The organism is Lysinibacillus sp. UGB7 (genome assembly GCF_049058285.1).
Classification (GTDB): domain Bacteria; phylum Bacillota; class Bacilli; order Bacillales_A; family Planococcaceae; genus Lysinibacillus; species Lysinibacillus sphaericus_B.
This window is the reverse complement of the sequence record NZ_JBMGUV010000001.1, coordinates 144,460-164,842: the sequence shown is the minus strand read 5'-3', so window position 1 is coordinate 164,842 and position 20,383 is coordinate 144,460. Positions and strand designations below refer to the sequence as shown.

Sequence of the window (20,383 nt, the reverse complement as noted above, 5' to 3'; positions counted from 1 at the left end):
AAGATATAAAAAGAGTAAGAAAAAAACAGACAAAAAAAACAAGTAAGACAATGGAGGAATTATTATATTTACTAAAAAACCTTTAATGTTAGTTTCTGTTTTATCAATGACTTTACTATTTGGGTGCAGTAATGGAGAGGAAAGTAAAGTATCAAAAGTAAATACGGAAATAATCGAGGCAACAACTGAAGAAAAAGTAGCGACACCAATCGAGCGAGTTTCACAATTATCATATAAAGAAGCCGCTAAAACGATTGCTACAATGACAGCTAAAGAATTAGAAGATACTACTGGCGATGTTCGTGTTGAACGCATTAAGTTAATGGTAGCTTATGCTGAGCAATACGCAGTATCTGAAGCGGATTCTATTCAATTTACAGCTGATTTAATCAATGCATTTACTGCTGGCACTTACCTTGAAAACATCGATAATGATGAAGTTGTGCTAGTAAATGTATTCAAAGCAACAATTGTCAGCAATACAGCTGACGATCCACTTGTAGATTTTGCAGAACACTACAATGATTCTATGAAAAATCTATTCATAGAAGCTTATACCGTTAATGGCGAAATTGTGCAAAAAAACGAAGCTGAAATGAGTAAAGCATTACAGCTTGCTTCACACATGCAAGAAATCAATAAATAAGTATAAGATAAAGAGCTCTTTCATAGAGCTTTTTTTTAGCTACTCGTAATAAGTAGCGGAATGAAATTATGTTTCACTAAATAATTGATAAATATTATGCGGAAAGGAGATGGATGGATGACTACAAAGCAGAAATTAATGGAATTTGTTGATAGTATTCTTAAAGATGATACATCTGAGCGAGACGTTTATGGATATATTTCAAGGCATAGCGAGGAATACCCTTTTTGGAATTTATATTTAATATATGATGGTTCTGATGGCGAGAAATATTGCGGTGGGCATTATCATTTAAACAGTACAGATATAGAAGATATAGTAAGCGTTTTTTCAATGTTTTCAAATCTAAAGAAAAAAATAATTGTAAATACAGAAGGATATTATTTTTAAATGAAGCTTAATACGAAATAGGGTATTTCACTACTTTACGAATACCCTTTTTTATTGCCCATTTTTAGCCATAAAAATAAAGCCCCTGTTTAATGAACAAGAGCTTTGATGATTAATCGAATAAATCAGATGAAATTAATCCCCATACGAAACGAAGAATGTCTAAGAATAGATTAATGAAATCAAGATATAATCCCAACGCAACAGCTGGAGCTTCTTCGTCTGAAATCGGATAGTATGCCATCTCGTTAAAATCATAAATTGTATATAAAGAGAATAATACAATACCTAAACCTGCCATAATCGTTGCAAACAAATTCGAAGCAATGAATACACCTAATATAGAAAATAGAATAAGACCAATAAGTGCAAAGAACAAATATTTACCCCAACCTGAAATGTCACGCATAAAGTGACCGATCACTCCTAATAGGAAAAATAGTACGACTGTTCCTATAAATATTGAAAGGACCGTTCCTGTACCCATCTTGTCGATATAGAACGTTGTCGTAAACCATAATCCTATCCCTAAAAGGAAAGGAACTGAATGGTATGTGATTGGATTTCTACGCAAGCCTTCTACAAAAACTGCCAATATTAAAATTAAAATAGCTAAAATACCAGCTATCAAAGCGACAAATGATGGCACTAGCGTACCTACATAAATACCAGCACCTGTTAGCACCCACATGAATGAAAAATGCTTCAATACCTTTTTATGATTTTCTGAAATCTCGGCTTTATCTAGCCTACCTGAATTAATACTTCTTGCTGCTCCCACGAACACCACACTCCTTTTTTATTTTGTAATTTTCATCTTGTACTCTATGCAACAGATACTGCAATATTCATATGTACCACCTGTTTTTAAGAAAAAAAGAGCTCCTTGAGAAGTTTTTTCTCAAGAAGCTTTATTGTCTGATGTATGGTTGCAAACATATAAGCCACGATTAAAATAGAGGTTATTTTCTCCCGTATTCTCTACATAACCTTGTTGAAGCAAACTCATAATAACATCTTTCGCTTTATCCATTGCAGGATTTGTATGAGCTGCACCTTCAACTATTCCTAATACAGTAGTGATTGCATATAGTAAATCGCCTATCTGATAAGGTATGGCTTTATTGGTATGCTCTTCATTGATTGAGATGACACCAGGCAACATAAGAACCGAATCTAATACATGAGGACTTTCAGCTATCAACAAATAACGATAGTTCTGATCCATCATCGGGTAGCCAATTACCTTTCCGTATTTCATCAACTCTAATTCATTCAATGGATCTGATGCTTTAACTACAAATATATTCACAATTACACACTCCTTACATCATTATCTTTACTAAGGCATCCATTTGGAATTGATCATTGCTCATTGTTTCCCTACCAATAATAGCCATAATCGTTTTGTATTCTAATTCTTCTTTCGTATGCGATTCTAATTTAGAAATAGCTGCAACTGCCAATTCCAGCACACTTAACTCTTTCGATGTTAAGTTTGTAACAATATATGTCAGAGTTAGCTCCATTTTTTCATTAGATGTCAGTTCATAAGATGATTCAATCAACTGAACCCATTCTTTCGGCATTTTTCGCTTCCCATGCTCAACCGCTGAAATATAAGAAGTTGTAACTCCTAGCCTTTTTGCCATGTCCTGCATATATTCAGATTTTTCAATTCGTAATTTGCGTAAAAATTTACCCATTTTTGTAAGTGTTACTACTGCCTTACTCAATTAAATCCCTCCTGTCTTTTCTTTTTTTAATGCCAGCATTCTTATATAATGATTATATAAATTTGGCTGCACTTCGATTCATTTGAAACAACTCAAAAGCACGCTCTTGATTTTCAAGATAAACAAGTGCATCATCTTTAACATGCTGAACAAATGATTCAAATTTTAACAATGCCTTTACTCCATCGGCTTTTTCAAATAAAACTTGTTCTTCATCATATTCAACGTGAGAAAGAACTTGTATCATATTGAACAACTGGCGTTGCTCGTTTCGATAAATTCCAGGCTTAAATTCCAAAATAAATCCCCTCCCTTTAACTAAATTGCTTTCAAATAAGCTTTTTCTTTACCAACTAATTGCTCCGCAACAGCATTTAATGCCTTTAACTCTTCTTCAAGTGCTTTCAATTCAGATCTAATTTCTTTTACTTGAAGATGTGAATTTACTTCAATTTCTTTTAAACGAACCAATTCAGATTCAACCGTTTCATGTAATTGAGCAATCTTTGCCTCAAACATCATTGCCTGTAAACGCCCGATCTTAGCTTTCAATGCATACATACGCTCCGTAATTTCTAACTCAATCGCCTGACGTTTTTCAATAATCGCCTCGATGAAATGATGATTTGTGATAGAAAATGGTGCATTAGCTTCTTTTTGTTCAATTGTTTCACTCACTTTTCCCGAATGTTCAACCTTTGACATATTATCACCCACCTTTTCTTTACTTTTATATACTGTAATAACACGCTTTAAGTCATCAGATAAAACAATGGATGTACTACTACGTTTGTGATGAAAGACCACGCTGTTTTTATCCTCCCTAAATTTTAAAAACTGAGCACTTTTTAACAGCCTTTTAACGTGCGGTACAACTTTAGATTTTTCAATACCTAAGCGTTCTACAGCTCGTTTGATTGAATGTGGTCTGAAATATAGTTTTTCGAAATCGATTTTAGCTATTAATACGTCCATTGTTTAGTTCTCCTTTAACCTAGTAGCGTAATTGCCCACGATAATGTTGAATAATGTTTTTCATTTCTTCTGTGCGAGCCTGTAGCTGCTCCATTGTCACATCAAGCACTTTTTTATACGTAATATGACGAATACGCAATGCATACCAATTAATCTGATAATCTAATTCATCTAATTCACGATATTTCATATTTTTTTCGTAATCAGCAATAATCCAGTTAGCAAATCGTTGTAGATTTTTAAATTCATCGTTACTCGTTTCAGCAAGCTCTTTCCGAATATTTTTACACTGAACCATTTCAACCAGGAATTTGTTCATTGATTGCAGCACTTTTTTTCGGCTACCAATCTTTAAATTTGCTACACTCTTGAAGAAAGATGGTCTACCTTTCGAACTGTAATGTAATGATTTGATCGTTTCTTGAATAGTTTGCTGTTTCATTAAAATGCCTCCTAGTAATCTCTTCTTATCCCATAAAAAATACTTATATTTACTATATACACTCAACATAAACTATATTCACCATTTCACTACAAATTAACTATATTCAACAAAAAAAGTTCACTGACATAAAAAAGAGCAAGCAGTTTTATGCTCACTCTCCCTGTATCGCTATTCGATTTCATTTTTTACTACCATGAATAATTCTACTAAAATATCAACTTCTTGATCTTTTATCCCTCTAATATGAAAAAATACACCATCATCAACAAACGTCCAATCCTCTTTATAACGTAAACGCTTCATACTTTTTGCATTATCTAACATTAATTCATCAAGATGCTGAAATAATACTTTTGTTTCAGGATCAATAATTTCACGTTCGTCTATAACAATCCAAATTGTTCTAATATAGCGGTCTTTGGCTAATTTGTGTATCTCTTCATTGTTATATAGTCGTCTATTTATGATGGAAGCACGTACTTTTTTAAACACGTTGCATCCACTCCTTTGATTTAGAATATTAACATACTATCCCTGATATAAAATCATTATTCGAAGGATTTAAAAAATAAGTTAGATAGATTTTAACTCTTTTTAAAACGATGCCATTTTAATGCCATATATATGACTTAGCCATTCAACTCATTGAACAATATCATCCCCTACCTGCTTACTAGAAACGATTACATTCAACCCTTTATATTCCACAAAAAAAAGAACCGATCACTCGGCTCTTGTTATCATTTTTAATGGCACATAAAGTTTGTATTCAACATCTTCGAAATTGTATAACTTTAAATCCCTTATCCATTCAAAGTATGCATCAGACCATAAATTAGGCTTCTTCTGATAAACTTCTACACGATAATCTACAAGATCTTCGTGGATCATTGTTCGATTCGCTGGTAAGCTACCAATCTTTCTACCATCTTTCATATGACGCAAATATTGATATTTTGGATTGGACGATTGGTTGTCTATTAATTCAACGACAGTAGTATCACTAAATTCCTCAATATCAAATTCATTGATTTTTACCATTTGGTATGTGCCTTTTTCATTTGCTACGTAACTGGATATTGCATTAAAAAGCATCATTGCTGCAATTGCGATTAAAAGAATGAAAAATGTAATTACAATTATAGCCACTATACTAAACAACCTTTTCTTCATTCTCATACCTACTTTCTATCATTTCTCTTATAAAGTATTGCTAGTTTACCGATGAAGACTGCTGGTATTCCTTTTAATTCGCCTTTCCATATCCACTTATCCTTAAATTCTTCTCCTTTATGCCATTTTACTTGTGAATAAGATAGTGATATATGATAAAAATACAATGAAAATGCTACTGTTCGAATCACCCCTTTATTTCCATCAAATTTCGATTTTACTACCATATATATTCACTCTCCTTTATTAAATGATTAGGCGGCTACATATTTACCCCTGCCGACACGCTTAATGTAACCTCGCTTAATTGCTGCATTAATAGCATTCATGCATTTCGCTGAAGCAGAAGCATAGTCATACTCTAATGCAATACCAACTTCCGTTGGAGTTACAGCTTCACCTTTTGTATTGGCTAATTCAATTAACTTTTCAACGACTACCACTTGCTTATCCGTTAGACCTTCCATATTTAATCAGCTCCTTCCTTTCATTAATTCGTATTAACCAAAGGGATTTATTAATATATTTTGAGACATCTCCTTAGTTAGCACATTTCACTATACGCAACCAAACATCTTTTTCATTCCAAATAATTTATGACTTATTTATATTCTCGATTAAACTTTCACGTCTCGCCTTAATGCCTTTTAATTGTTCTAGCTCACCCTTTAAATCGATATTTGCCAATTTTTCAGACTCTTTACTATGAATAATTAAATTATCTATTACAAACTCTATCAACTCCATCAATGTTTCATTCTTAACATTAAATTTTGGTGTAAGCATAGTCTTTTGAATCTTTAACAAAGCTGGTATTTCATCCATACACTGAGCTTCAAAGCGACTTAATTCTTCATTATTGAGTTTTTGAACAAATGTATCTAATCTCTTTATTTTGCTCTTTAAATTTCTCATTTCAACTGACTGCTCGCCTACAAGTGATAAGTAAGTAATCATTCTTGAAAAAATGCGGCTAATATCTACATGATTTTTTGCTGAATCAGATTCTAGCTTCTTTTTATCTTTTATTTCAGATACGGTATACGAAATAAATCCAAATACTGCTCCACCAATAATAAGCAAAAATGGTGATGTAGCGATTAAAAAATCCATTATAGTCATTATAGTGTTTCCTCCTATTTCAATATTGAATTACTTTTTGATTCAAATCCTTCGTTTTCTTCAAAATTGACAATTCTTCTTCCATATCCTTACTATGCCTTTCAATGTAGCGTAGACGAGATTCTTTTAGTTGGTCACTTACTTCTACTAACAAGTAGATAAGCATGGCATTGTCTTGTGTGAATACGCCTTTATTAATAGAATTACTAATGGTTGCGATTGCAACTGATTCATGAAATGCTGAAAAATTCACAAAATCTTCTAACGATTCCTCGTTTAATCCTTTCATAAAATCAAGGACGAACTGTAAATCATTGTAGACCACATCTGAGCGTTCGAATTTAATTTGCCCTCTTGCATTATCTATAACTATTAAAAGACGTTTTAGGATTTCTTCACCATTCAATTCCTTACCTATGCTATAAGTAGGTACGTCTAATGCATAACTTGTATTTGCACCAACGGTTAATAATTCTAATTCCTTACGCTCGACAAGGCTGATGGATTTTTTCCCCATACTGTTTTTATGAGCTTTATACATTAAACCTATATAACATAAGGCGTACAATGCTAGTCCTCCAAATAAGATCGTTCCTTGCATTTCAAATCACCGCTTTCATATTTTTCGATTGATTCACTAAAAGTGCGAGGTTCTTTATTCTCCACACCTGTTAATTCAGATTGCTTTATAATTTCAACAAAGGCTATTTCAGACATCTTTAATGATTGAGAATCCGAAATATTATTAAAAAAATTTAATTCATTTACTTTTTTTGCATTTAACCCTTTTACTACATGAAGTTCTTCAACTATTTCTGAGCTGCTATTTTCGATGCAAATCCGTTTGTGTCCATCTAGGTTATCCATGACAATTCCTAGCAATTCAATTAAGGCTACACTTGAATTCGTAAATGCTGCTGACTTAGAAGCATTGTCTATTTTTCTAAGAGAAATCATATCTCCATAACAAAGCTCGGTCATACGTGCCAATTCTGCCTCATTTAAAGCATTTAAGAATCGTGACATCTCATGTAGGCGTAAAAAGAGCGGGTTCTCGATGTCGTAACCAACATTTGAGAACCAACAATATCGGATACGTTCCACCAAAATGATCAATTCTCTTCGTTCTAACTCTAGCTGGCGGATTTCCTTTTGTTTTTTATCAATATAATGCTGCAAAACTAACAATCCAGTGATCCCTAAAGCAACAGACAACAATATTGGCACTAACATACTTGAGTCTCCGCTGTCATCTTTTTATAATGGATTTTTAATTTATCAAGTGCAGCTGCTAATTCTGCTTCATAGATCGTATCTTTCGCCATACCGATAAAATATTTCTCTGTTTCAGCAATGTATTTTGCTGCAAAAGCCAATGTATTATCCAAAGCTGATGTTAAATTATCAATTCGATCTTCTAGCTTTGTTGCCAACGGAATCGAAATCTCATACGGCTCATTAATACCCGATGTAATAGTTGATTCTTTAATGTTTTTGATATACATATGCATCCCATATGTTTGCTTTTTAATGTCAGACGATTTTGTAAGAAGCAAAATGGATTGATGAATAATTTCAGCCAGTTCATCATTTGCGACAATTCGTTGAATATTTTCCTTTGTCATTTTTGTATCTTCATAAATATCATGAAATAAACCAGTCACTACGTAAGTGTATGAAAATCCTTTTTTCAATAATGCCTTTGCTACACGAAATACATGATTGAAATAAGGCTCACCTTTCCCACTAACTGAAGTGCGATATTGACCGTTATGTGCCAATTCAGCAAACACCATTGCATATGCAAGATCTGTTCTATCTTCTATATTAATCATTTCCTCAACCACTCTTTCATATTAAATTTGTAAATTATATTTTACTTACTATGCATCATCTATTTTACACTATTTTTAACTATATTCAACTTAAAATTTGTTGTACACTATATGTAAATTAAAAAAGGTTCAACTATAATAGTTAAACCTTTGCGTTATTTATATTTTCTTATCTAATTCATCTGCATATTCATCGACACTATTCAAAAAGACTTCTAATGCCTTTACAAATTCATCTTCATATAGGTATTCATCGCCATTATAGCCAATACTTATAATGAATTGAGGTTTTTCGAATCAGGATGCACATTCACCTTTAATTCTACAGCTGTTAAATAATCATCCGTTTCCTCATGTGTAAAGGAGGCAATACATAAACCGCCAACATTATTGATTTAATTTTCATATTCATGTATAAAGCCAAACAATTCCGTTGCAAACTGTAGCTTTTCTACAATTTCTTCAATCACGACAACACGCTTGCCTGCTGTTATAATTTTAGTCACATTTTCTCCACTCATATTAATGCCCCCTCTTAAACTACTTCTACATTTCGCAAATCTGTTAAAACTGCATTTTTAATGTTTTTATAGATTTGATACGCCAACTCTCTACTCCTTAAAACGTTTGGAGTGTAACAATAATCAAAAAACATTACATTTATTGAACGGCATATGCTTTCCCTCCTGAATTGCATTAAAATCCACTAAAAACGGATGAATTTCAGTTTGTTCTGTTTTATAATTCACCCAATGAGCTAAACAACCTCGGTCTGCATCAAATTTTTAGTACGATTAACACATCCTCTCGATAAGAAAATAAAATCCTGTTTTATATGTTTGAATTCAAACTCCTAATTGCTTAAATTCTATGTACCTATGCAGTAAAATCCTTGCTTAATCGGCTCACTAACATAAAAAAAGAGCAGCATATAGCTACCCTTTCTAGTTTTTTTTAGATACCTAAGCTGTTGCTGGTAAAGCCTCAAGCTTATTATGCTCTGCAATGATTTTATTTTTAACAACTTTATTTTCCAATTTTTCCCACAATAAATTACCATCATCGTTTACATCCCCATCGTAATAATAGATATGTCCATTGAATTTACCGTCATCCATCTGCACCTCTACAATAGTATTGATTACTCCTGATGCCAGGTAATTAATATTACTGCCAATTTTACCTCTAACGTTTCATCAATTTTAACAAAATCCATGTTCAACACTCCCTTATAACCCCAAATGAATTTCGTTATAGTCACTAACAGCATACTTCGCAATTTCATCGTAAAGATCATCATTTTCTACATTAGACCAATCCACATCTACCTCTTCAGCATTTCCATCTTCATCTTCCACGTATGGATGATTCTGATAATAAATGCCACCTGTAAATGCCTCATTATCAAAATTTGCTGTAATCAAACCATCTAATGTACCTGAAATTTCATAAGCCACAAATGCTTCATCTACTTCTGTTCGAGTGATTGTATATGTTTCTCCAACAAATGAGATTAGATTGTTGCGTTGTATATACAAATCAGAAGCATCTTCAAAGTCTATTAATAAATGCTCTAAGACTTTTGGAGCTTTTTCATTAAGTTCTTTCCAAAAATCATCAATCGAGCATTCTTCCACACTTCGTAGTCGATAAATTTCCATATACATAAATTGTTCCGTTCTAGCATCGATTATTTGATCCTTTACAAGCTGCAAGCGTTTTGTATTAAATAACGATACCGTTTCAGACACATTAATAGTTATTCGAGAAGGTACGGTTATTTTATATGAATCCTTTGCCACTAACTCATTTTCTACTTGCTTGTTCATAGTGATATACTCCTTTAATAAATGTTAGATTGCTCGCAAAATAAAATCCTGCTTACGCTACATCTGATTCGTGTACAGTATAAAATTTACCGTCACATAGCACCACGTATTCATCTTCATCAGTTACTCCCATAAATACACCATGCTGTTCTAAAGATTTTACAAAAATAATTGATCGTTTCGTCATATCGATCATCCTCCTAAAATATAATGAATTTTTTTACCAACAATAAATAACTCCTGAATCCATCTCAAAAAAAAAATCCTGTTGAAATAATTTGTGAAACAAACTCCAATTTAATTTTGGTATTTATGATTGTATGCGTATAAACATTGAACTATTCACTTTTGAATAAATAAAAGCCTGTCTAATTAATAGACAAGCTCTTATCTTTAAAGAAGTGTAAGCCATAACGCCTTATCTTCTGATTCTTCAATTGTACGAATTTTCTCGTTAGGAAATGTAATTGTAAAGTTAATTTTTGCTTCGTGCTCATTCTTTCCCATCGAAATGTACTTTCCATTTTTTGTTTCAATAATGTATAATTTTGTTTCATCCATGTAATTGTGCCTCATTCCATTAGCTTAGTGTCGTACCGCCTGATCACTCTTCATCATTTGATACTCTAACTCTTCCTGCTCTTCATAATCATCAAATGCTCGAATAGCCTCTACTCGACTGAACCCTTGTTTTATTAGAAAAGCAATAAAGTCTGCCTTATAGTCCTCATATGCGTCTAATTTCATTTTCATCCTCCTGTTCTTCAGCTAATACTCAAATGCTTTTTCTAACTCTGGATTCGATATATCTGTTACCGTTTTTAAACGATTAATAACTGAATCTGAACCCTCAATTTGAGAAAAACTATATCCACTCAACTCCAACCACTTTTTAATCTTCTTTGCATATTGTTCATCGCCAGTCTCCACATATCGCTCTGCATCTTTCATTACGTATTTAGGTATCACTTTTTCCAGCCCCCTGTATATCGTCATTTATTATTTTTCATAATAATCTGCTACTATATTGCCTAATTTATCGAAATATCTTGTTCTCCAATGAGGATGACAATTTTCAGTATACTTTTGTCCATCAAATCGAACATTGATATTGCCGCTGCTATTTCCTGATGTCACAACACCCATTTTTCCATCTACTTCAACACGCATACCTCTTTTTAAAAAAGGCATACATCTTCGTTCCTTCACATAAGCTAAGCTCGTCATTACAAATGCCTCATTTCTTATTGTTTTTACCTTACCATATATTTTGACGATTCAGAATAGCCATCTTAGTTAAATGCTGGCTCACAATAATCTTCTTCATCAAATTGATACTCCCATGCCAACGCTTCATATAACTGATTAAATAAGTGAAAAGAAACAAAACTCATCATATGCAATTTCTCAATGTTATCTTCCTTACAATAATCAATGCACTGTCATAACCTAATCGGTAAATAGCACTTAAATGATTTTCAATTACTTCCCATGTGTCTGATAGGTAGTTTGAAGCCTCTTCGTATTCCTCAAAGGTTGTCACATATTCTTCATTATATGAATCATACATCTGATCAATGGCACGCAATAAGTCCTCGATATGATCCTGAGAAGTAGAATCAAATGCCTCTCCTACATTCACCTCATACTCTGAAACTTCTCCATAATCAGCTGCAAAATCTCTAATGTTGAGAAGAAAACATTATCATTTCTTAACTCTTCATTTTTCACGTTCGTTCCATGATATAGGCTCAATTCCATTTTATATCAACCTTTCTCTTTCTAATAAGTCATTATCTTTCCGCAATCAATAAAGTTTCACATTTCCCCTTTTAATTTGTTTAATAAAAACCCCTTTTTTATCATAATTTGTTAGATTTTATGTAACAATTGCTGGAAGTATTCCGATTCTACTTAAAAAAACAAAAAGCCCTGAAATGTTCAGGACTTTGATTGTTGAACTATTAGACTTTCTTCCAATAAGACACGCACACGCTCAACATAATTGTTCAAAAAATATTTAGCAGAATATAACTCTCATACAGTGGATTTCACTACTTATTAAGAATAGTCTTTTATTATTGGGCTGTAGCTTCTTCTACAATCATATACTCAATAACACCGTATAATATCTTAGCCATTTGACCTCTTGTAAGAGTATCCGATGGATTAAAGTAGCCGTTTGGATCACCACTCACAACACCCATATTGGCTAACACGCTAACACCGCTACGAGCATATTCGCTAATTTTGTTGCTATCATTGAAAGGAAGTGTATTAGAGAATTCATCCATATCTACACCTACTACAATTAAATAACGCTCCATCATTGCTGCTGCTTGTTGACGAGTAATTGGTTTATCTGGCTCAAATGTTGTTGGAGAACTACCATTGATAACTCCCAATTTATAAAGCTGCACAATATCTTCTTTTGCCCAATGATTGTTAATATCCTTAAATCCAGGAGCATCTTTTACCTCCGATTCAACTTCAACAATTGTGTTCATCAGCATTGAAGCAAATTGTGCTCTTGTTAACTGCTTATTTGGACCGTAGGTAGTTTCGTTTGTCCCATTTACAATCCCCATTTGGTAAAGAGCGATAATTTGACGTTCAGCATAATGACCTGAAATATCCTTGAAGTTTGGAGCTTCACGAACCCATAATGATTCTGCTTCATCTTTATCAGTATAATCATCTTCATCTGCATAATTTGGCGGTGCAATTTCCACATCATCTTCGTTTAAGGGAATCGTTTGGAAATGCCCTTCCTTACCATCTAGTGAAGCAAATGTTGTGAATTGTGATTGATTTGTTATTGATGTAACTGCTGGCTCTGCTGCCGATGCCGCTGTAGTACCAGCGATTGAAGCTAATAATAATGTTGCTGCCAATCCTGTTGATGCAAATATTTTTTTCATTTTATACATTCCTCATTTCTATAGTCTATTTTTTCTCTAAATCAATCTATGTGAAATAATTCAAATTATTTTATGTGGCTACTAGAGTTGAGTTAATTGCCCCATTGTGAAACAACTTCACGTGTCTATACAAAATTACCAGTTAAAGAAAGCGTTTCTACATTAATTTTTACAGGGATATAACTAGAACACAATTGATCCTCAATATACTGCTCTGCTAAATCCTTTGATGGTAGGAAACAGCCGCTATTTAAAGCATTAGCGTCTTACCCTTTTGCAATATCATAGAAGATTTCCTCTTCATCTGTATTAGCTAATACATAGAATTCTATAAGCTTTCATTCACCTCTCTCACATATTGTTAATTTAAAGTGTTTATATTACTATATTTTATTATATAAATATCGTCAACTTTTGTTGACAAAAAATATGTCGGATACCCTAAAAAGTTTTTATGTATACAAAAAAACAGAAGTTTTTATAAGCATAACACTCATAAAATACTTCTGTTAATAAATTTTTTATCAAAAATCAAATATGCTTAATTGTTTATATTGTTCTTCTTCTGATTCCTTATTTGATTCTACTACTGTACTTTTCTGAAGCTTCGTTTCAACGATTTGCTCCTGAACATCTTCTACTAATGGTATTTCAGATGATAAAATCTCTTCATCGATTAAATCTATTCCCTTAGTAACACTTTCCTGAATTGCCTCGACTTTTTGATCGTTTTCTATATCAGATGTTCTCTTCTTAACATCTGATCTTTCAACTAATTCAATTGTTGCTTCTTCAACAACTTCCTCAATAACTTGATCTGCCTCGATAATCTCTTTAATAATCCCTTCTTTTTCTAAAGCTACTTCTTGCTTAAACAGTTTGCTTACTAACGCTACAGGCTTAACCTCTAACGCTTCTTTCTTTGCAATAAAATCTTCTTCTGTTAAAATGTTAAATCGACTACGTTGAAAAGCTCCCATATGAGAGCCTTCTCTCGGAAAGCGACTTACATATAATGCTCCGCCACCTGTAGGGAAACCATAATATAAATTCCCATTTTCTAATGTATTAGAGTTCGTTGAATCAATACATTCAATATGCAACATTCTGTCATCCCCCCTCTTATGCAACTTTACTGATTTTTGGTACTACGTGATCAAGATTTTCACTGCAATTTACCTTTGTCATAACCATTCACTCCATTTTATCATTTGTTACCTTCAAAACAATTAGCTGTTCAGCATCCATGCTTATTCAATACTTTTGATTATATTCAGGATTAATTGCAATGATTACGAATAAATAGAAAATCAAATGTGTATATTGCATTAGATATATTTTGAAAGGGAGTATTAATAATGAATGAATTAAATCGCTATATGAACGTTTTAGAATTTGAAAGCTGGATCGATTATCAATTCACGCCTGAAGCAACCGAAACGGTCCGAGAGCTATTAGTTGAATTATTTGCAGTACAAATCAATCGTATCTGCCAAATTTACAACATTAATCAAAATGAAAACGTAGAAGCGTTTACAGCATCAATCGAGGCTATCAATGAACAAAATACGTGGGTGAGCAAAAGCGTTGTGCCGACTATTTGTGACATCATGGATCTTGCGACTGCTAATTCGGAAAAATTCGAAAATGATATTCGCTTCATATTAGATTCAATAAAAAATGGCAAATTAAACGAATATGAAACAGTTATGACAAAAAAATCGGCAATTGTACTAGAGCTACGATACATTCAAACACATACGTATGAAGCTATTCAATGTGAAAATAAAACACTTTCTATAGCTTAATATATCTTAAAAAACATCAAGGAGGTTGATTCAATGAAATCAAATATTACACAAGATTTTAATGATTTTTTAATACCCGAACCATCTACCACTTCTGAATCTACAATTAGTAATGCACTAATTGCTGAAATTTACGCTTATCGAAAGGTATTAAATGTATCACAGGTCACACTGGCTGAACAGTCATCTGTTATTCAATCAATTATCTCTCGCATGGAAAATGGCGTAACTGTTCCAAAATTACAAACATTACTACGACTGACTGAAGCATTAAATTTAGATGTTCAATTAATCGTAACGCCTCGTACCCCTTTAAATGAGGATGGACGAAGCAAAGTCTACCAATTAAAGGATCGAAAATCAAAACAGCTTAAAGAGCTGATTTTGGAGGAATCACATGATTAAAGTTCACAAGTATACATTAGAACCACATTCATCAAATATATTTGAATTGCCACTTAACAGCAAAGTTCTATCTATGCAGGTACAGCATGGAAATATTGTTGTTTATATTGCCCTTGTATTAGATTCTAGCGGCAACATAGCTCAGAAAAAGGAAACGCATAAATTCCATGTCATTCCTACTGGCGTATCTGTACCGTTAGATTTAGAAACCATCCAATATTTAAACACTGCCATGCTCCTGGATGGCGACCTCATGCTTCATGTATTTCACGAAAAAATAGAATAAAAAAACGTACAAGATCAGTTATTGATCTTGTACGTTTTTTTATTCGTTTTAATTTTTAAGCACATATAAACGTGATTGAATCACTTATAATACGAATGATTCGTTTTCCCATCTATCTCTAGTCCTTTAAACCAGCTCTATTTTCGCTTCTTCAATTTTCACTACGATTTTTGCTGTATCGTCTTGAACGCTACAGATTGATATATACTCATGTTTCATTCTGCCTCCGAAAGATAAATGGCATCTGTTTCAAAATGATTTAATGTTGTTTTATCAATAAATAAATATGGTATTGTGTTTAAATAGTTCAAATCATTAAAACGCCTTTTGTTATAAGTTTCGCTGTTTTTGCCAATGATATATTGATTTAATAATTCATTTACTGAATACTGTAAGCGTTCCATATTATCCGCAACACCGATTAGTCGATTTTCTAATGGATTTTTCTGCTTATTTGTCAAATAAATTAAATATAAAGAACGATTATCTTCATCTTCTCTCAATACTGGTTCAAAAACATAGTTTTCAATATTGGTCAACAGCTGATCCTTAATTACTTCAAATTCCTCTAAATCATCAGCAATGTCAAGGAACTTATGATTGTTTTCATAGTCTGGTTTTATTTCCTTCAAATCGTTTAGCAATGTATCAACGTTAAACGATTTGAAATATTTCAGAAACTCTTCAATATAATCTCCATTACTATGTAAGGAAATCGCCTCACTATCTGTAGGAAATGTAACCAATTTAACATCTTCTTTTGTAGCTACTACTTCTTTTTCACTTTCCGTAGAGGATTTAATCAATTCAACATCTTCTTTTGTAGCTACTACTTCTTTTTCACTTTCCGTAGAGGATTTAATCAATTCAACATCTTCTTTTGTAGCTACTACTTCTTTTTTACTTTCTGTAGAGGATTTAATCAATTTATCATCTTCTTTTGTAGTATATGTGCGGCTATACTTTGTTAAATTATCTTTCCAACTTTCATAATTACATACACTAGCAAACAAAATGTTCCTATCGAATGAATCCTTCTGCTCACTTTCAATTGTCTTATCACATACTTTACACCAATAGGAGTTTCCAATTAGACCTTTGCTTGCATCTATCTGCGAACGTAGAAGTGAGCCTCTTTCAAATTGTTTTCCACATCCCCAACATACACGTCTTATTCGTGTTCTTATAATCTTAGATACTCTCATGCTCATATTGTCGCTCCTTTTTAATGAAATCTCTTTTTAGATCTCAACAATTGAACTGATTTCTACAAGTTCAAATTCATAGTTTTCTTTGATCGCTGCATATTTGCCTAGATTCAGCAATTTACTACATTCCTTTATAAATTCTCCTGAAGGGCTAATCGTTCCCTTCCAAACAATTGTGATTCCTAGTCGTGTCGTATTTACATGTGTATAACCCTGGAACAGCATGTATGACAGTTCAACTTGCTCTGCTTTTGTTAAACCTACTTCTGCAATCGTTATTCCCATCTAAAATTCCTCCTTTGTCTATCAATAGACACCTTTTTTTATAAGATATTTTATATCCTATGTAGGCATTGATAGATTCATAAAGAAAGAATTAAAAAGCATGTTAAAAAACTTACTTTTTTAAAATCCTGGCAAAATAAAAGCAGCTTTTATCATGCTTTAAACTGCACCCTTTAATTCGTCTACTATATTGGTTTCAAAATAATTTCAGGAAGTTCATTTATAGTCGCTTTTTCAGAAAATAAAATATCTAAGTTATAAACACATTTCAACAACACTGGAAAAATACCAAAATCAAAATTGTGCATATTTACTCTCTCCCTTAATTATTGTTTTATAATTCATCATATTCTGTTATATTCTATTAATGCCTAATATATGCCTAATAAAATATAAAAAAAGCAACCATCGAATGATGATTGCCTTAAAAATTAAGCTGTTTCAAAATTAAATAATGTGATTTCGTTTTCTTTTGGTTGAACCTCATTATAACCTTCTTCTACAGCATCGAATAAACGAATGTAATACGCTTCACGTTTATTCAACTTATCCTTCGCATTTTCAAACTGACTATCTGTATTTGGATCATAGTGAATGACTTCTAATACTTCGAATACTAATTCTGATACATCTGCTTGTTCAAACTTTTGATCAATTTTTAAATGCTGCCACCATCTAAACAACGGAGCATGTACAGTCTGTCCTACATAGCATTTTATAGTACGTTTATTTGTAATTCTATACACATAACCTACTAAAATGCCCTCTTTTTGAACAACTGCCACATGATCACCTTTACTGATCAATTCTTGACGATCTTTTTTGACACTAGTATCTCGACAATCTTTCGTGCAAAAGCTACCATGACGATTGCGTGGAACATTTTGCTCACCGATAATCGTCACCGTTTTACTACACCAGCAACAATCTACTGTTACTTTGCCATGAATACGATTATACCAATATTCATCACTTTCTATTAAATATAAATATCGTGTACCAGCTTCTGCATTTCTAGGTTTCCTAAACGGTAAGTCAGGAAACATTGCTTTTAAATGTTGCTTTGCTGCTTCCCGATCAACTGCCACAAATACATCCTGCTCTACATTTTCAACGCCATCATAAGCACATTCTGAATCAGTTACTTCCTTCAATCGATAAAACCAATAATTCGTCATCTTCACACTCCCACTTTCTTATTGTTTACTTGCAAACATTTATTTTTCTATTCGAATTGGAATTTCACCAAACAAGTTCATTAATGTCGTATAATCTATTTCGTTCAAATAAAGAACATTAAAAACTTTTCCTTTTGGATAGTCCTCATTTAACTCTACATCCATCATATTAACTTCTAAATACGATGCAGTACCCGATGTCACACCTAACGTAATTTGCTTAAATGGATAAATAACCTCTTTACCATTATCGTCAACGACTACCTGCCCTTTAATAATGCCAGTGTTTAATAACTCATTTTGATCAATCTGTATATTTACCTTATCAAAGCGTTTTAGCGTATCAGCCGTTTCCTCATTTTTAAATAGATAAGGCATGATCGTATTAATTTTATACTCTACGTCTAAACCATCTTTTTTTTCGTTTATGCCTGTAGCTATAATAAGCAAACCAAAGCCCATCCATATAACCGTTACTATTCCTATGCCAATCATGACATGAGTAGTAGTATGTTTTAGGATCGATACCAATACTGCTACGACTAGAATAATAATTGTAGCAATTGTACATATTCCAACAGCTGTCTCAATAGTGTCTTGTGCTTCGTTAAACCCCTTTATATAAGATGCATGATTCTCCTTTAATGCCTCTTTTGTCATTAACATAATATTCATTCTCCCTTATCATTTTTATATGAATAAACCAAAAAATACATATATTACATAAGTAATAGTTGCACCTACGAAGAACACAAATGACCAAATTCGAATATGTTCTTTAGAAGGTAATCGATTGCAATATTTCAATAAATTTACCTTCTCTCTCAATGCATTAACAATTAAGATTAAGGCAGCTGTAACGAATATAATGCATACAAAACATATGAAATAAGCTGATAAATTAACAATGATAACAATAGATTGTCCCATTTTTAAAAACACCCTTCCTTTATATCTTTTTCAATATACACATGAGCTAGATAGGATATTCCTTTGAACCTAAAAAAAGAAGCAGTATCCTAAAAGACACTGCTCATTCATCATCTAAATTGATGTAAAACCTATTAAAATAAACATCGCAATCATAACGCCAACCCCAGCAAACATTCCATTTGAAATCATCGTTTTAATCATCTGTCTACCCCTTCTGATTTGAAATGTATTGTTCCAAACTTCAAAGCGAGCTGTACAATCTGCTTTTCGTAAGCGGCAGGCATTGTGACATTCAATTCCTCTTGCTGCTTCATTTGGATTGTTACTAATTTTTGATATGGTATAGTGGTATGCATAATGTCAAAGCTAAAATCCTCTACATAGAAACTTTTAATTGCTTCGCATTTTTGCAATCCCTCGGACCATTTAACAATATCATCTTCATTTACAATAAATAGATTTTCAGAACAGTGACCAATTAAGCTGAAATAAACATTTTCGATTACTTGAATTGATGGCATTTTTCCATCATACAGTTCATCCCACGCTTCAGATAAGTCTCCTCCGTATTTTTCGTTTGCTAAATGTCGGACAACGGCTGGCACTAAATCAAATTCTGCTTCATTCCAATAACCAATTGTAATATGATAAATATCTTCATCAGGCACAACAAATGATTTAGTAATCCAACACTCTTTTGTCAAGTTAGCATCTTCAACCATATCCTTTTCGTACAACGTTGTATCCAAAATGATGTCTGCTGGTGTAATCCCTAACTTTTCACAACTAATGCCGCATACTTTCAATACATTTGAGTTATCCGCCAAATAAACACCTAAGCCAGATGAGCCTCCTGGAATCGCAGTCAAAGCCCCTTCTAAATCACGAGCAACGCATACACGTTTTGTAAAGCTGTCCTCTTGTGAAGAACGATATTCAGGTACACGTGGATAAAATGAATTGCTGCCACCAACTTCTAAACTTATATGAACAAAATCATATTTTTCCATAAAAAATCTACTGTCCAAATTAAAACTAGCTGTCATAACGAAAGCCTCCTATTTTATAAAATCTAAAATACTTTATGTAGGAAAAGTTTTCTTCATAACAAAAGAGCCCCTATTAATAGAAACGTGCTGAATGATTATATGTAGAAAAGCTTTTTAAGATATTCCCCTTTTTGTAATTGTCAAATATAATTGACAACA

Annotated in this window: 35 protein-coding genes; 5 read left to right on the top strand and 30 right to left on the bottom strand. The window is 32.7% G+C overall.

The window, feature by feature from the left end:
• Window positions 1–106: 106 nt before the first annotated feature.
• The gene (locus ACOMCU_RS01070) at window positions 107–646 is read left to right on the top strand and encodes a hypothetical protein (RefSeq protein WP_421049121.1); all 540 of its coding nucleotides are present in this window, start codon (window positions 107–109) and stop codon (window positions 644–646) included.
• A gap of 117 nt (window positions 647–763) precedes the next feature.
• Entirely contained in the window at window positions 764–1,036 is a 273-nt protein-coding gene (locus ACOMCU_RS01065; RefSeq protein WP_421049120.1) for a hypothetical protein, read from the top strand.
• Between the two features lie 112 nt (window positions 1,037–1,148).
• On the opposite strand, the gene ACOMCU_RS01060 is transcribed toward ACOMCU_RS01065, so the two are convergent.
• The 25 genes from ACOMCU_RS01060 to ACOMCU_RS00940 form a co-directional block, all read right to left on the bottom strand.
• Window positions 1,149–1,817 carry a Bax inhibitor-1 family protein gene (locus ACOMCU_RS01060; RefSeq protein ID WP_421049119.1) on the bottom strand — a complete coding sequence of 223 codons (669 nt, stop codon included), beginning with the start codon at window positions 1,815–1,817 and terminating at the stop codon, window positions 1,149–1,151.
• 120 nt (window positions 1,818–1,937) lie between these two features.
• On the bottom strand, window positions 1,938–2,348 hold the full coding sequence (locus ACOMCU_RS01055; RefSeq protein ID WP_421049118.1) for a hypothetical protein: 411 nt from the start codon (window positions 2,346–2,348) through the stop codon (window positions 1,938–1,940).
• 13 nt (window positions 2,349–2,361) lie between these two features.
• Window positions 2,362–2,772, bottom strand: a complete 411-nt coding sequence (locus ACOMCU_RS01050; protein ID WP_421049117.1) for a helix-turn-helix domain-containing protein — start codon at window positions 2,770–2,772, stop codon at window positions 2,362–2,364.
• Between the two features lie 52 nt (window positions 2,773–2,824).
• On the bottom strand, window positions 2,825–3,070 hold the full coding sequence (locus ACOMCU_RS01045; protein ID WP_421049116.1) for a hypothetical protein: 246 nt from the start codon (window positions 3,068–3,070) through the stop codon (window positions 2,825–2,827).
• Between the two features lie 20 nt (window positions 3,071–3,090).
• On the bottom strand, window positions 3,091–3,747 hold the full coding sequence (locus tag ACOMCU_RS01040) for a hypothetical protein (RefSeq protein ID WP_421049115.1): 657 nt from the start codon (window positions 3,745–3,747) through the stop codon (window positions 3,091–3,093).
• Between the two features lie 19 nt (window positions 3,748–3,766).
• Window positions 3,767–4,189 (bottom strand): hypothetical protein, encoded by a 423-nt coding sequence (locus ACOMCU_RS01035; protein ID WP_421049114.1) that lies wholly within the window; start codon window positions 4,187–4,189, stop codon window positions 3,767–3,769.
• 171 nt (window positions 4,190–4,360) lie between these two features.
• Window positions 4,361–4,684 carry a hypothetical protein gene (locus ACOMCU_RS01030; protein WP_421049113.1) on the bottom strand — a complete coding sequence of 108 codons (324 nt, stop codon included), beginning with the start codon at window positions 4,682–4,684 and terminating at the stop codon, window positions 4,361–4,363.
• A 231-nt stretch (window positions 4,685–4,915) separates the two neighbouring features.
• On the bottom strand, window positions 4,916–5,365 hold the full coding sequence (locus ACOMCU_RS01025; RefSeq protein ID WP_421049112.1) for a hypothetical protein: 450 nt from the start codon (window positions 5,363–5,365) through the stop codon (window positions 4,916–4,918).
• 8 nt (window positions 5,366–5,373) lie between these two features.
• Window positions 5,374–5,592: a hypothetical protein gene (locus ACOMCU_RS01020; protein WP_421049111.1), complete on the bottom strand. Its 219-nt coding sequence runs from the start codon at window positions 5,590–5,592 to the stop codon at window positions 5,374–5,376.
• A gap of 27 nt (window positions 5,593–5,619) precedes the next feature.
• Window positions 5,620–5,832, bottom strand: a complete 213-nt coding sequence (locus tag ACOMCU_RS01015) for a hypothetical protein (protein WP_197224837.1) — start codon at window positions 5,830–5,832, stop codon at window positions 5,620–5,622.
• Between the two features lie 127 nt (window positions 5,833–5,959).
• Complete coding sequence (locus ACOMCU_RS01010; protein ID WP_421049110.1) at window positions 5,960–6,487, bottom strand: hypothetical protein; 528 nt, start codon at window positions 6,485–6,487, stop codon at window positions 5,960–5,962.
• Between the two features lie 19 nt (window positions 6,488–6,506).
• Window positions 6,507–7,055 (bottom strand): hypothetical protein, encoded by a 549-nt coding sequence (locus tag ACOMCU_RS01005; RefSeq protein ID WP_421049109.1) that lies wholly within the window; start codon window positions 7,053–7,055, stop codon window positions 6,507–6,509.
• A gap of 2 nt (window positions 7,056–7,057) precedes the next feature.
• Window positions 7,058–7,720, bottom strand: a complete 663-nt coding sequence (locus ACOMCU_RS01000) for a hypothetical protein (protein ID WP_421049108.1) — start codon at window positions 7,718–7,720, stop codon at window positions 7,058–7,060.
• Window positions 7,714–8,322, bottom strand: a complete 609-nt coding sequence (locus tag ACOMCU_RS00995; protein WP_421049107.1) for a hypothetical protein — start codon at window positions 8,320–8,322, stop codon at window positions 7,714–7,716. The genes ACOMCU_RS01000 and ACOMCU_RS00995 overlap by 7 nt, the downstream gene beginning before the upstream one ends.
• 395 nt (window positions 8,323–8,717) lie before the next feature.
• Window positions 8,718–8,843: a hypothetical protein gene (locus ACOMCU_RS00990; RefSeq protein WP_421049106.1), complete on the bottom strand. Its 126-nt coding sequence runs from the start codon at window positions 8,841–8,843 to the stop codon at window positions 8,718–8,720.
• A gap of 441 nt (window positions 8,844–9,284) precedes the next feature.
• A complete protein-coding gene (locus tag ACOMCU_RS00985; protein ID WP_421049105.1) occupies window positions 9,285–9,440 on the bottom strand; it encodes a hypothetical protein in 156 nt (51 codons plus the stop codon).
• Between the two features lie 111 nt (window positions 9,441–9,551).
• On the bottom strand, window positions 9,552–10,151 hold the full coding sequence (locus ACOMCU_RS00980; protein ID WP_421049104.1) for a hypothetical protein: 600 nt from the start codon (window positions 10,149–10,151) through the stop codon (window positions 9,552–9,554).
• 52 nt (window positions 10,152–10,203) lie between these two features.
• A complete protein-coding gene (locus ACOMCU_RS00975) occupies window positions 10,204–10,338 on the bottom strand; it encodes a hypothetical protein (protein WP_421049103.1) in 135 nt (44 codons plus the stop codon).
• Window positions 10,339–10,544: 206 nt separating this feature from the next.
• Window positions 10,545–10,712, bottom strand: a complete 168-nt coding sequence (locus tag ACOMCU_RS00970) for a hypothetical protein (protein WP_197224843.1) — start codon at window positions 10,710–10,712, stop codon at window positions 10,545–10,547.
• A 24-nt stretch (window positions 10,713–10,736) separates the two neighbouring features.
• The gene (locus ACOMCU_RS00965; RefSeq protein WP_421049102.1) at window positions 10,737–10,898 is read right to left on the bottom strand and encodes a hypothetical protein; all 162 of its coding nucleotides are present in this window, start codon (window positions 10,896–10,898) and stop codon (window positions 10,737–10,739) included.
• 21 nt (window positions 10,899–10,919) lie between these two features.
• A complete protein-coding gene (locus tag ACOMCU_RS00960; RefSeq protein WP_421049101.1) occupies window positions 10,920–11,120 on the bottom strand; it encodes a hypothetical protein in 201 nt (66 codons plus the stop codon).
• 30 nt (window positions 11,121–11,150) lie between these two features.
• A complete protein-coding gene (locus tag ACOMCU_RS00955; RefSeq protein WP_421049100.1) occupies window positions 11,151–11,378 on the bottom strand; it encodes a hypothetical protein in 228 nt (75 codons plus the stop codon).
• Between the two features lie 166 nt (window positions 11,379–11,544).
• Window positions 11,545–11,793, bottom strand: a complete 249-nt coding sequence (locus tag ACOMCU_RS00950) for a hypothetical protein (protein WP_421049099.1) — start codon at window positions 11,791–11,793, stop codon at window positions 11,545–11,547.
• A gap of 436 nt (window positions 11,794–12,229) precedes the next feature.
• Window positions 12,230–13,072 carry an S-layer homology domain-containing protein gene (locus ACOMCU_RS00945; protein WP_421049098.1) on the bottom strand — a complete coding sequence of 281 codons (843 nt, stop codon included), beginning with the start codon at window positions 13,070–13,072 and terminating at the stop codon, window positions 12,230–12,232.
• Between the two features lie 524 nt (window positions 13,073–13,596).
• Window positions 13,597–14,178 carry a hypothetical protein gene (locus tag ACOMCU_RS00940; protein WP_421049097.1) on the bottom strand — a complete coding sequence of 194 codons (582 nt, stop codon included), beginning with the start codon at window positions 14,176–14,178 and terminating at the stop codon, window positions 13,597–13,599.
• A 252-nt stretch (window positions 14,179–14,430) separates the two neighbouring features.
• Between ACOMCU_RS00940 and ACOMCU_RS00935 the strand changes: the two genes are divergently transcribed.
• The 3 genes from ACOMCU_RS00935 to ACOMCU_RS00925 are packed head-to-tail and all read left to right on the top strand — an operon-like array spanning window position 14,431 to window position 15,571.
• The gene (locus tag ACOMCU_RS00935; RefSeq protein WP_421049096.1) at window positions 14,431–14,880 is read left to right on the top strand and encodes a hypothetical protein; all 450 of its coding nucleotides are present in this window, start codon (window positions 14,431–14,433) and stop codon (window positions 14,878–14,880) included.
• 33 nt (window positions 14,881–14,913) lie between these two features.
• Window positions 14,914–15,285 (top strand): helix-turn-helix domain-containing protein, encoded by a 372-nt coding sequence (locus tag ACOMCU_RS00930; protein WP_421049095.1) that lies wholly within the window; start codon window positions 14,914–14,916, stop codon window positions 15,283–15,285.
• Window positions 15,278–15,571 carry a DUF7352 domain-containing protein gene (locus tag ACOMCU_RS00925; protein ID WP_421049094.1) on the top strand — a complete coding sequence of 98 codons (294 nt, stop codon included), beginning with the start codon at window positions 15,278–15,280 and terminating at the stop codon, window positions 15,569–15,571. Before ACOMCU_RS00930 ends, ACOMCU_RS00925 begins: the two co-directional genes overlap by 8 nt.
• 215 nt (window positions 15,572–15,786) lie before the next feature.
• Here the strand turns inward: ACOMCU_RS00925 and ACOMCU_RS00920 are convergent, their stop codons facing one another.
• The 5 genes from ACOMCU_RS00920 to ACOMCU_RS00900 all read right to left on the bottom strand — a co-directional run bounded on the left by ACOMCU_RS00920 (window position 15,787) and on the right by ACOMCU_RS00900 (window position 20,221).
• Window positions 15,787–16,782 (bottom strand): hypothetical protein, encoded by a 996-nt coding sequence (locus ACOMCU_RS00920; RefSeq protein ID WP_421049093.1) that lies wholly within the window; start codon window positions 16,780–16,782, stop codon window positions 15,787–15,789.
• 30 nt (window positions 16,783–16,812) lie between these two features.
• On the bottom strand, window positions 16,813–17,064 hold the full coding sequence (locus ACOMCU_RS00915; protein ID WP_421049092.1) for a hypothetical protein: 252 nt from the start codon (window positions 17,062–17,064) through the stop codon (window positions 16,813–16,815).
• 431 nt (window positions 17,065–17,495) lie between these two features.
• Window positions 17,496–18,242 (bottom strand): GIY-YIG nuclease family protein, encoded by a 747-nt coding sequence (locus ACOMCU_RS00910; protein WP_421049091.1) that lies wholly within the window; start codon window positions 18,240–18,242, stop codon window positions 17,496–17,498.
• A 39-nt stretch (window positions 18,243–18,281) separates the two neighbouring features.
• A complete protein-coding gene (locus tag ACOMCU_RS00905; protein ID WP_421049090.1) occupies window positions 18,282–18,908 on the bottom strand; it encodes a hypothetical protein in 627 nt (208 codons plus the stop codon).
• Window positions 18,909–19,372: 464 nt separating this feature from the next.
• Window positions 19,373–20,221 carry a hypothetical protein gene (locus tag ACOMCU_RS00900; protein WP_421049089.1) on the bottom strand — a complete coding sequence of 283 codons (849 nt, stop codon included), beginning with the start codon at window positions 20,219–20,221 and terminating at the stop codon, window positions 19,373–19,375.
• Window positions 20,222–20,383 lie beyond the last annotated feature (162 nt).

Bases quoted from the DNA above. Each gene is read 5' to 3' on its own strand.
- ACOMCU_RS01070 (WP_421049121.1), top strand. From the start codon at position 107: ATGACTTTACTATTTGGGTGCAGTAATGGAGAGGAAAGTAAAGTATCA.
- ACOMCU_RS01065 (WP_421049120.1), top strand. From the start codon at position 764: ATGACTACAAAGCAGAAATTAATGGAATTTGTTGATAGTATTCTTAAA.
- ACOMCU_RS01040 (WP_421049115.1), bottom strand. From the start codon at position 3,747: ATGGACGTATTAATAGCTAAAATCGATTTCGAAAAACTATATTTCAGA.
- ACOMCU_RS01035 (WP_421049114.1), bottom strand. From the start codon at position 4,189: ATGAAACAGCAAACTATTCAAGAAACGATCAAATCATTACATTACAGT.
- ACOMCU_RS01025 (WP_421049112.1), bottom strand. From the start codon at position 5,365: ATGAAGAAAAGGTTGTTTAGTATAGTGGCTATAATTGTAATTACATTT.
- ACOMCU_RS01020 (WP_421049111.1), bottom strand. From the start codon at position 5,592: ATGGTAGTAAAATCGAAATTTGATGGAAATAAAGGGGTGATTCGAACA.
- ACOMCU_RS01015 (WP_197224837.1), bottom strand. From the start codon at position 5,832: ATGGAAGGTCTAACGGATAAGCAAGTGGTAGTCGTTGAAAAGTTAATT.
- ACOMCU_RS01010 (WP_421049110.1), bottom strand. From the start codon at position 6,487: ATGACTATAATGGATTTTTTAATCGCTACATCACCATTTTTGCTTATT.
- ACOMCU_RS01000 (WP_421049108.1), bottom strand. From the start codon at position 7,720: ATGTTAGTGCCAATATTGTTGTCTGTTGCTTTAGGGATCACTGGATTG.
- ACOMCU_RS00995 (WP_421049107.1), bottom strand. From the start codon at position 8,322: ATGATTAATATAGAAGATAGAACAGATCTTGCATATGCAATGGTGTTT.
- ACOMCU_RS00990 (WP_421049106.1), bottom strand. From the start codon at position 8,843: ATGAGTGGAGAAAATGTGACTAAAATTATAACAGCAGGCAAGCGTGTT.
- ACOMCU_RS00985 (WP_421049105.1), bottom strand. From the start codon at position 9,440: ATGGATGACGGTAAATTCAATGGACATATCTATTATTACGATGGGGAT.
- ACOMCU_RS00980 (WP_421049104.1), bottom strand. From the start codon at position 10,151: ATGAACAAGCAAGTAGAAAATGAGTTAGTGGCAAAGGATTCATATAAA.
- ACOMCU_RS00975 (WP_421049103.1), bottom strand. From the start codon at position 10,338: ATGACGAAACGATCAATTATTTTTGTAAAATCTTTAGAACAGCATGGT.
- ACOMCU_RS00970 (WP_197224843.1), bottom strand. From the start codon at position 10,712: ATGGATGAAACAAAATTATACATTATTGAAACAAAAAATGGAAAGTAC.
- ACOMCU_RS00965 (WP_421049102.1), bottom strand. From the start codon at position 10,898: ATGAAATTAGACGCATATGAGGACTATAAGGCAGACTTTATTGCTTTT.
- ACOMCU_RS00955 (WP_421049100.1), bottom strand. From the start codon at position 11,378: ATGACGAGCTTAGCTTATGTGAAGGAACGAAGATGTATGCCTTTTTTA.
- ACOMCU_RS00945 (WP_421049098.1), bottom strand. From the start codon at position 13,072: ATGAAAAAAATATTTGCATCAACAGGATTGGCAGCAACATTATTATTA.
- ACOMCU_RS00940 (WP_421049097.1), bottom strand. From the start codon at position 14,178: ATGTTGCATATTGAATGTATTGATTCAACGAACTCTAATACATTAGAA.
- ACOMCU_RS00935 (WP_421049096.1), top strand. From the start codon at position 14,431: ATGAATGAATTAAATCGCTATATGAACGTTTTAGAATTTGAAAGCTGG.
- ACOMCU_RS00930 (WP_421049095.1), top strand. From the start codon at position 14,914: ATGAAATCAAATATTACACAAGATTTTAATGATTTTTTAATACCCGAA.
- ACOMCU_RS00925 (WP_421049094.1), top strand. From the start codon at position 15,278: ATGATTAAAGTTCACAAGTATACATTAGAACCACATTCATCAAATATA.
- ACOMCU_RS00920 (WP_421049093.1), bottom strand. From the start codon at position 16,782: ATGAGCATGAGAGTATCTAAGATTATAAGAACACGAATAAGACGTGTA.
- ACOMCU_RS00915 (WP_421049092.1), bottom strand. From the start codon at position 17,064: ATGGGAATAACGATTGCAGAAGTAGGTTTAACAAAAGCAGAGCAAGTT.
- ACOMCU_RS00910 (WP_421049091.1), bottom strand. From the start codon at position 18,242: ATGACGAATTATTGGTTTTATCGATTGAAGGAAGTAACTGATTCAGAA.
- ACOMCU_RS00905 (WP_421049090.1), bottom strand. From the start codon at position 18,908: ATGTTAATGACAAAAGAGGCATTAAAGGAGAATCATGCATCTTATATA.
- ACOMCU_RS00900 (WP_421049089.1), bottom strand. From the start codon at position 20,221: ATGACAGCTAGTTTTAATTTGGACAGTAGATTTTTTATGGAAAAATAT.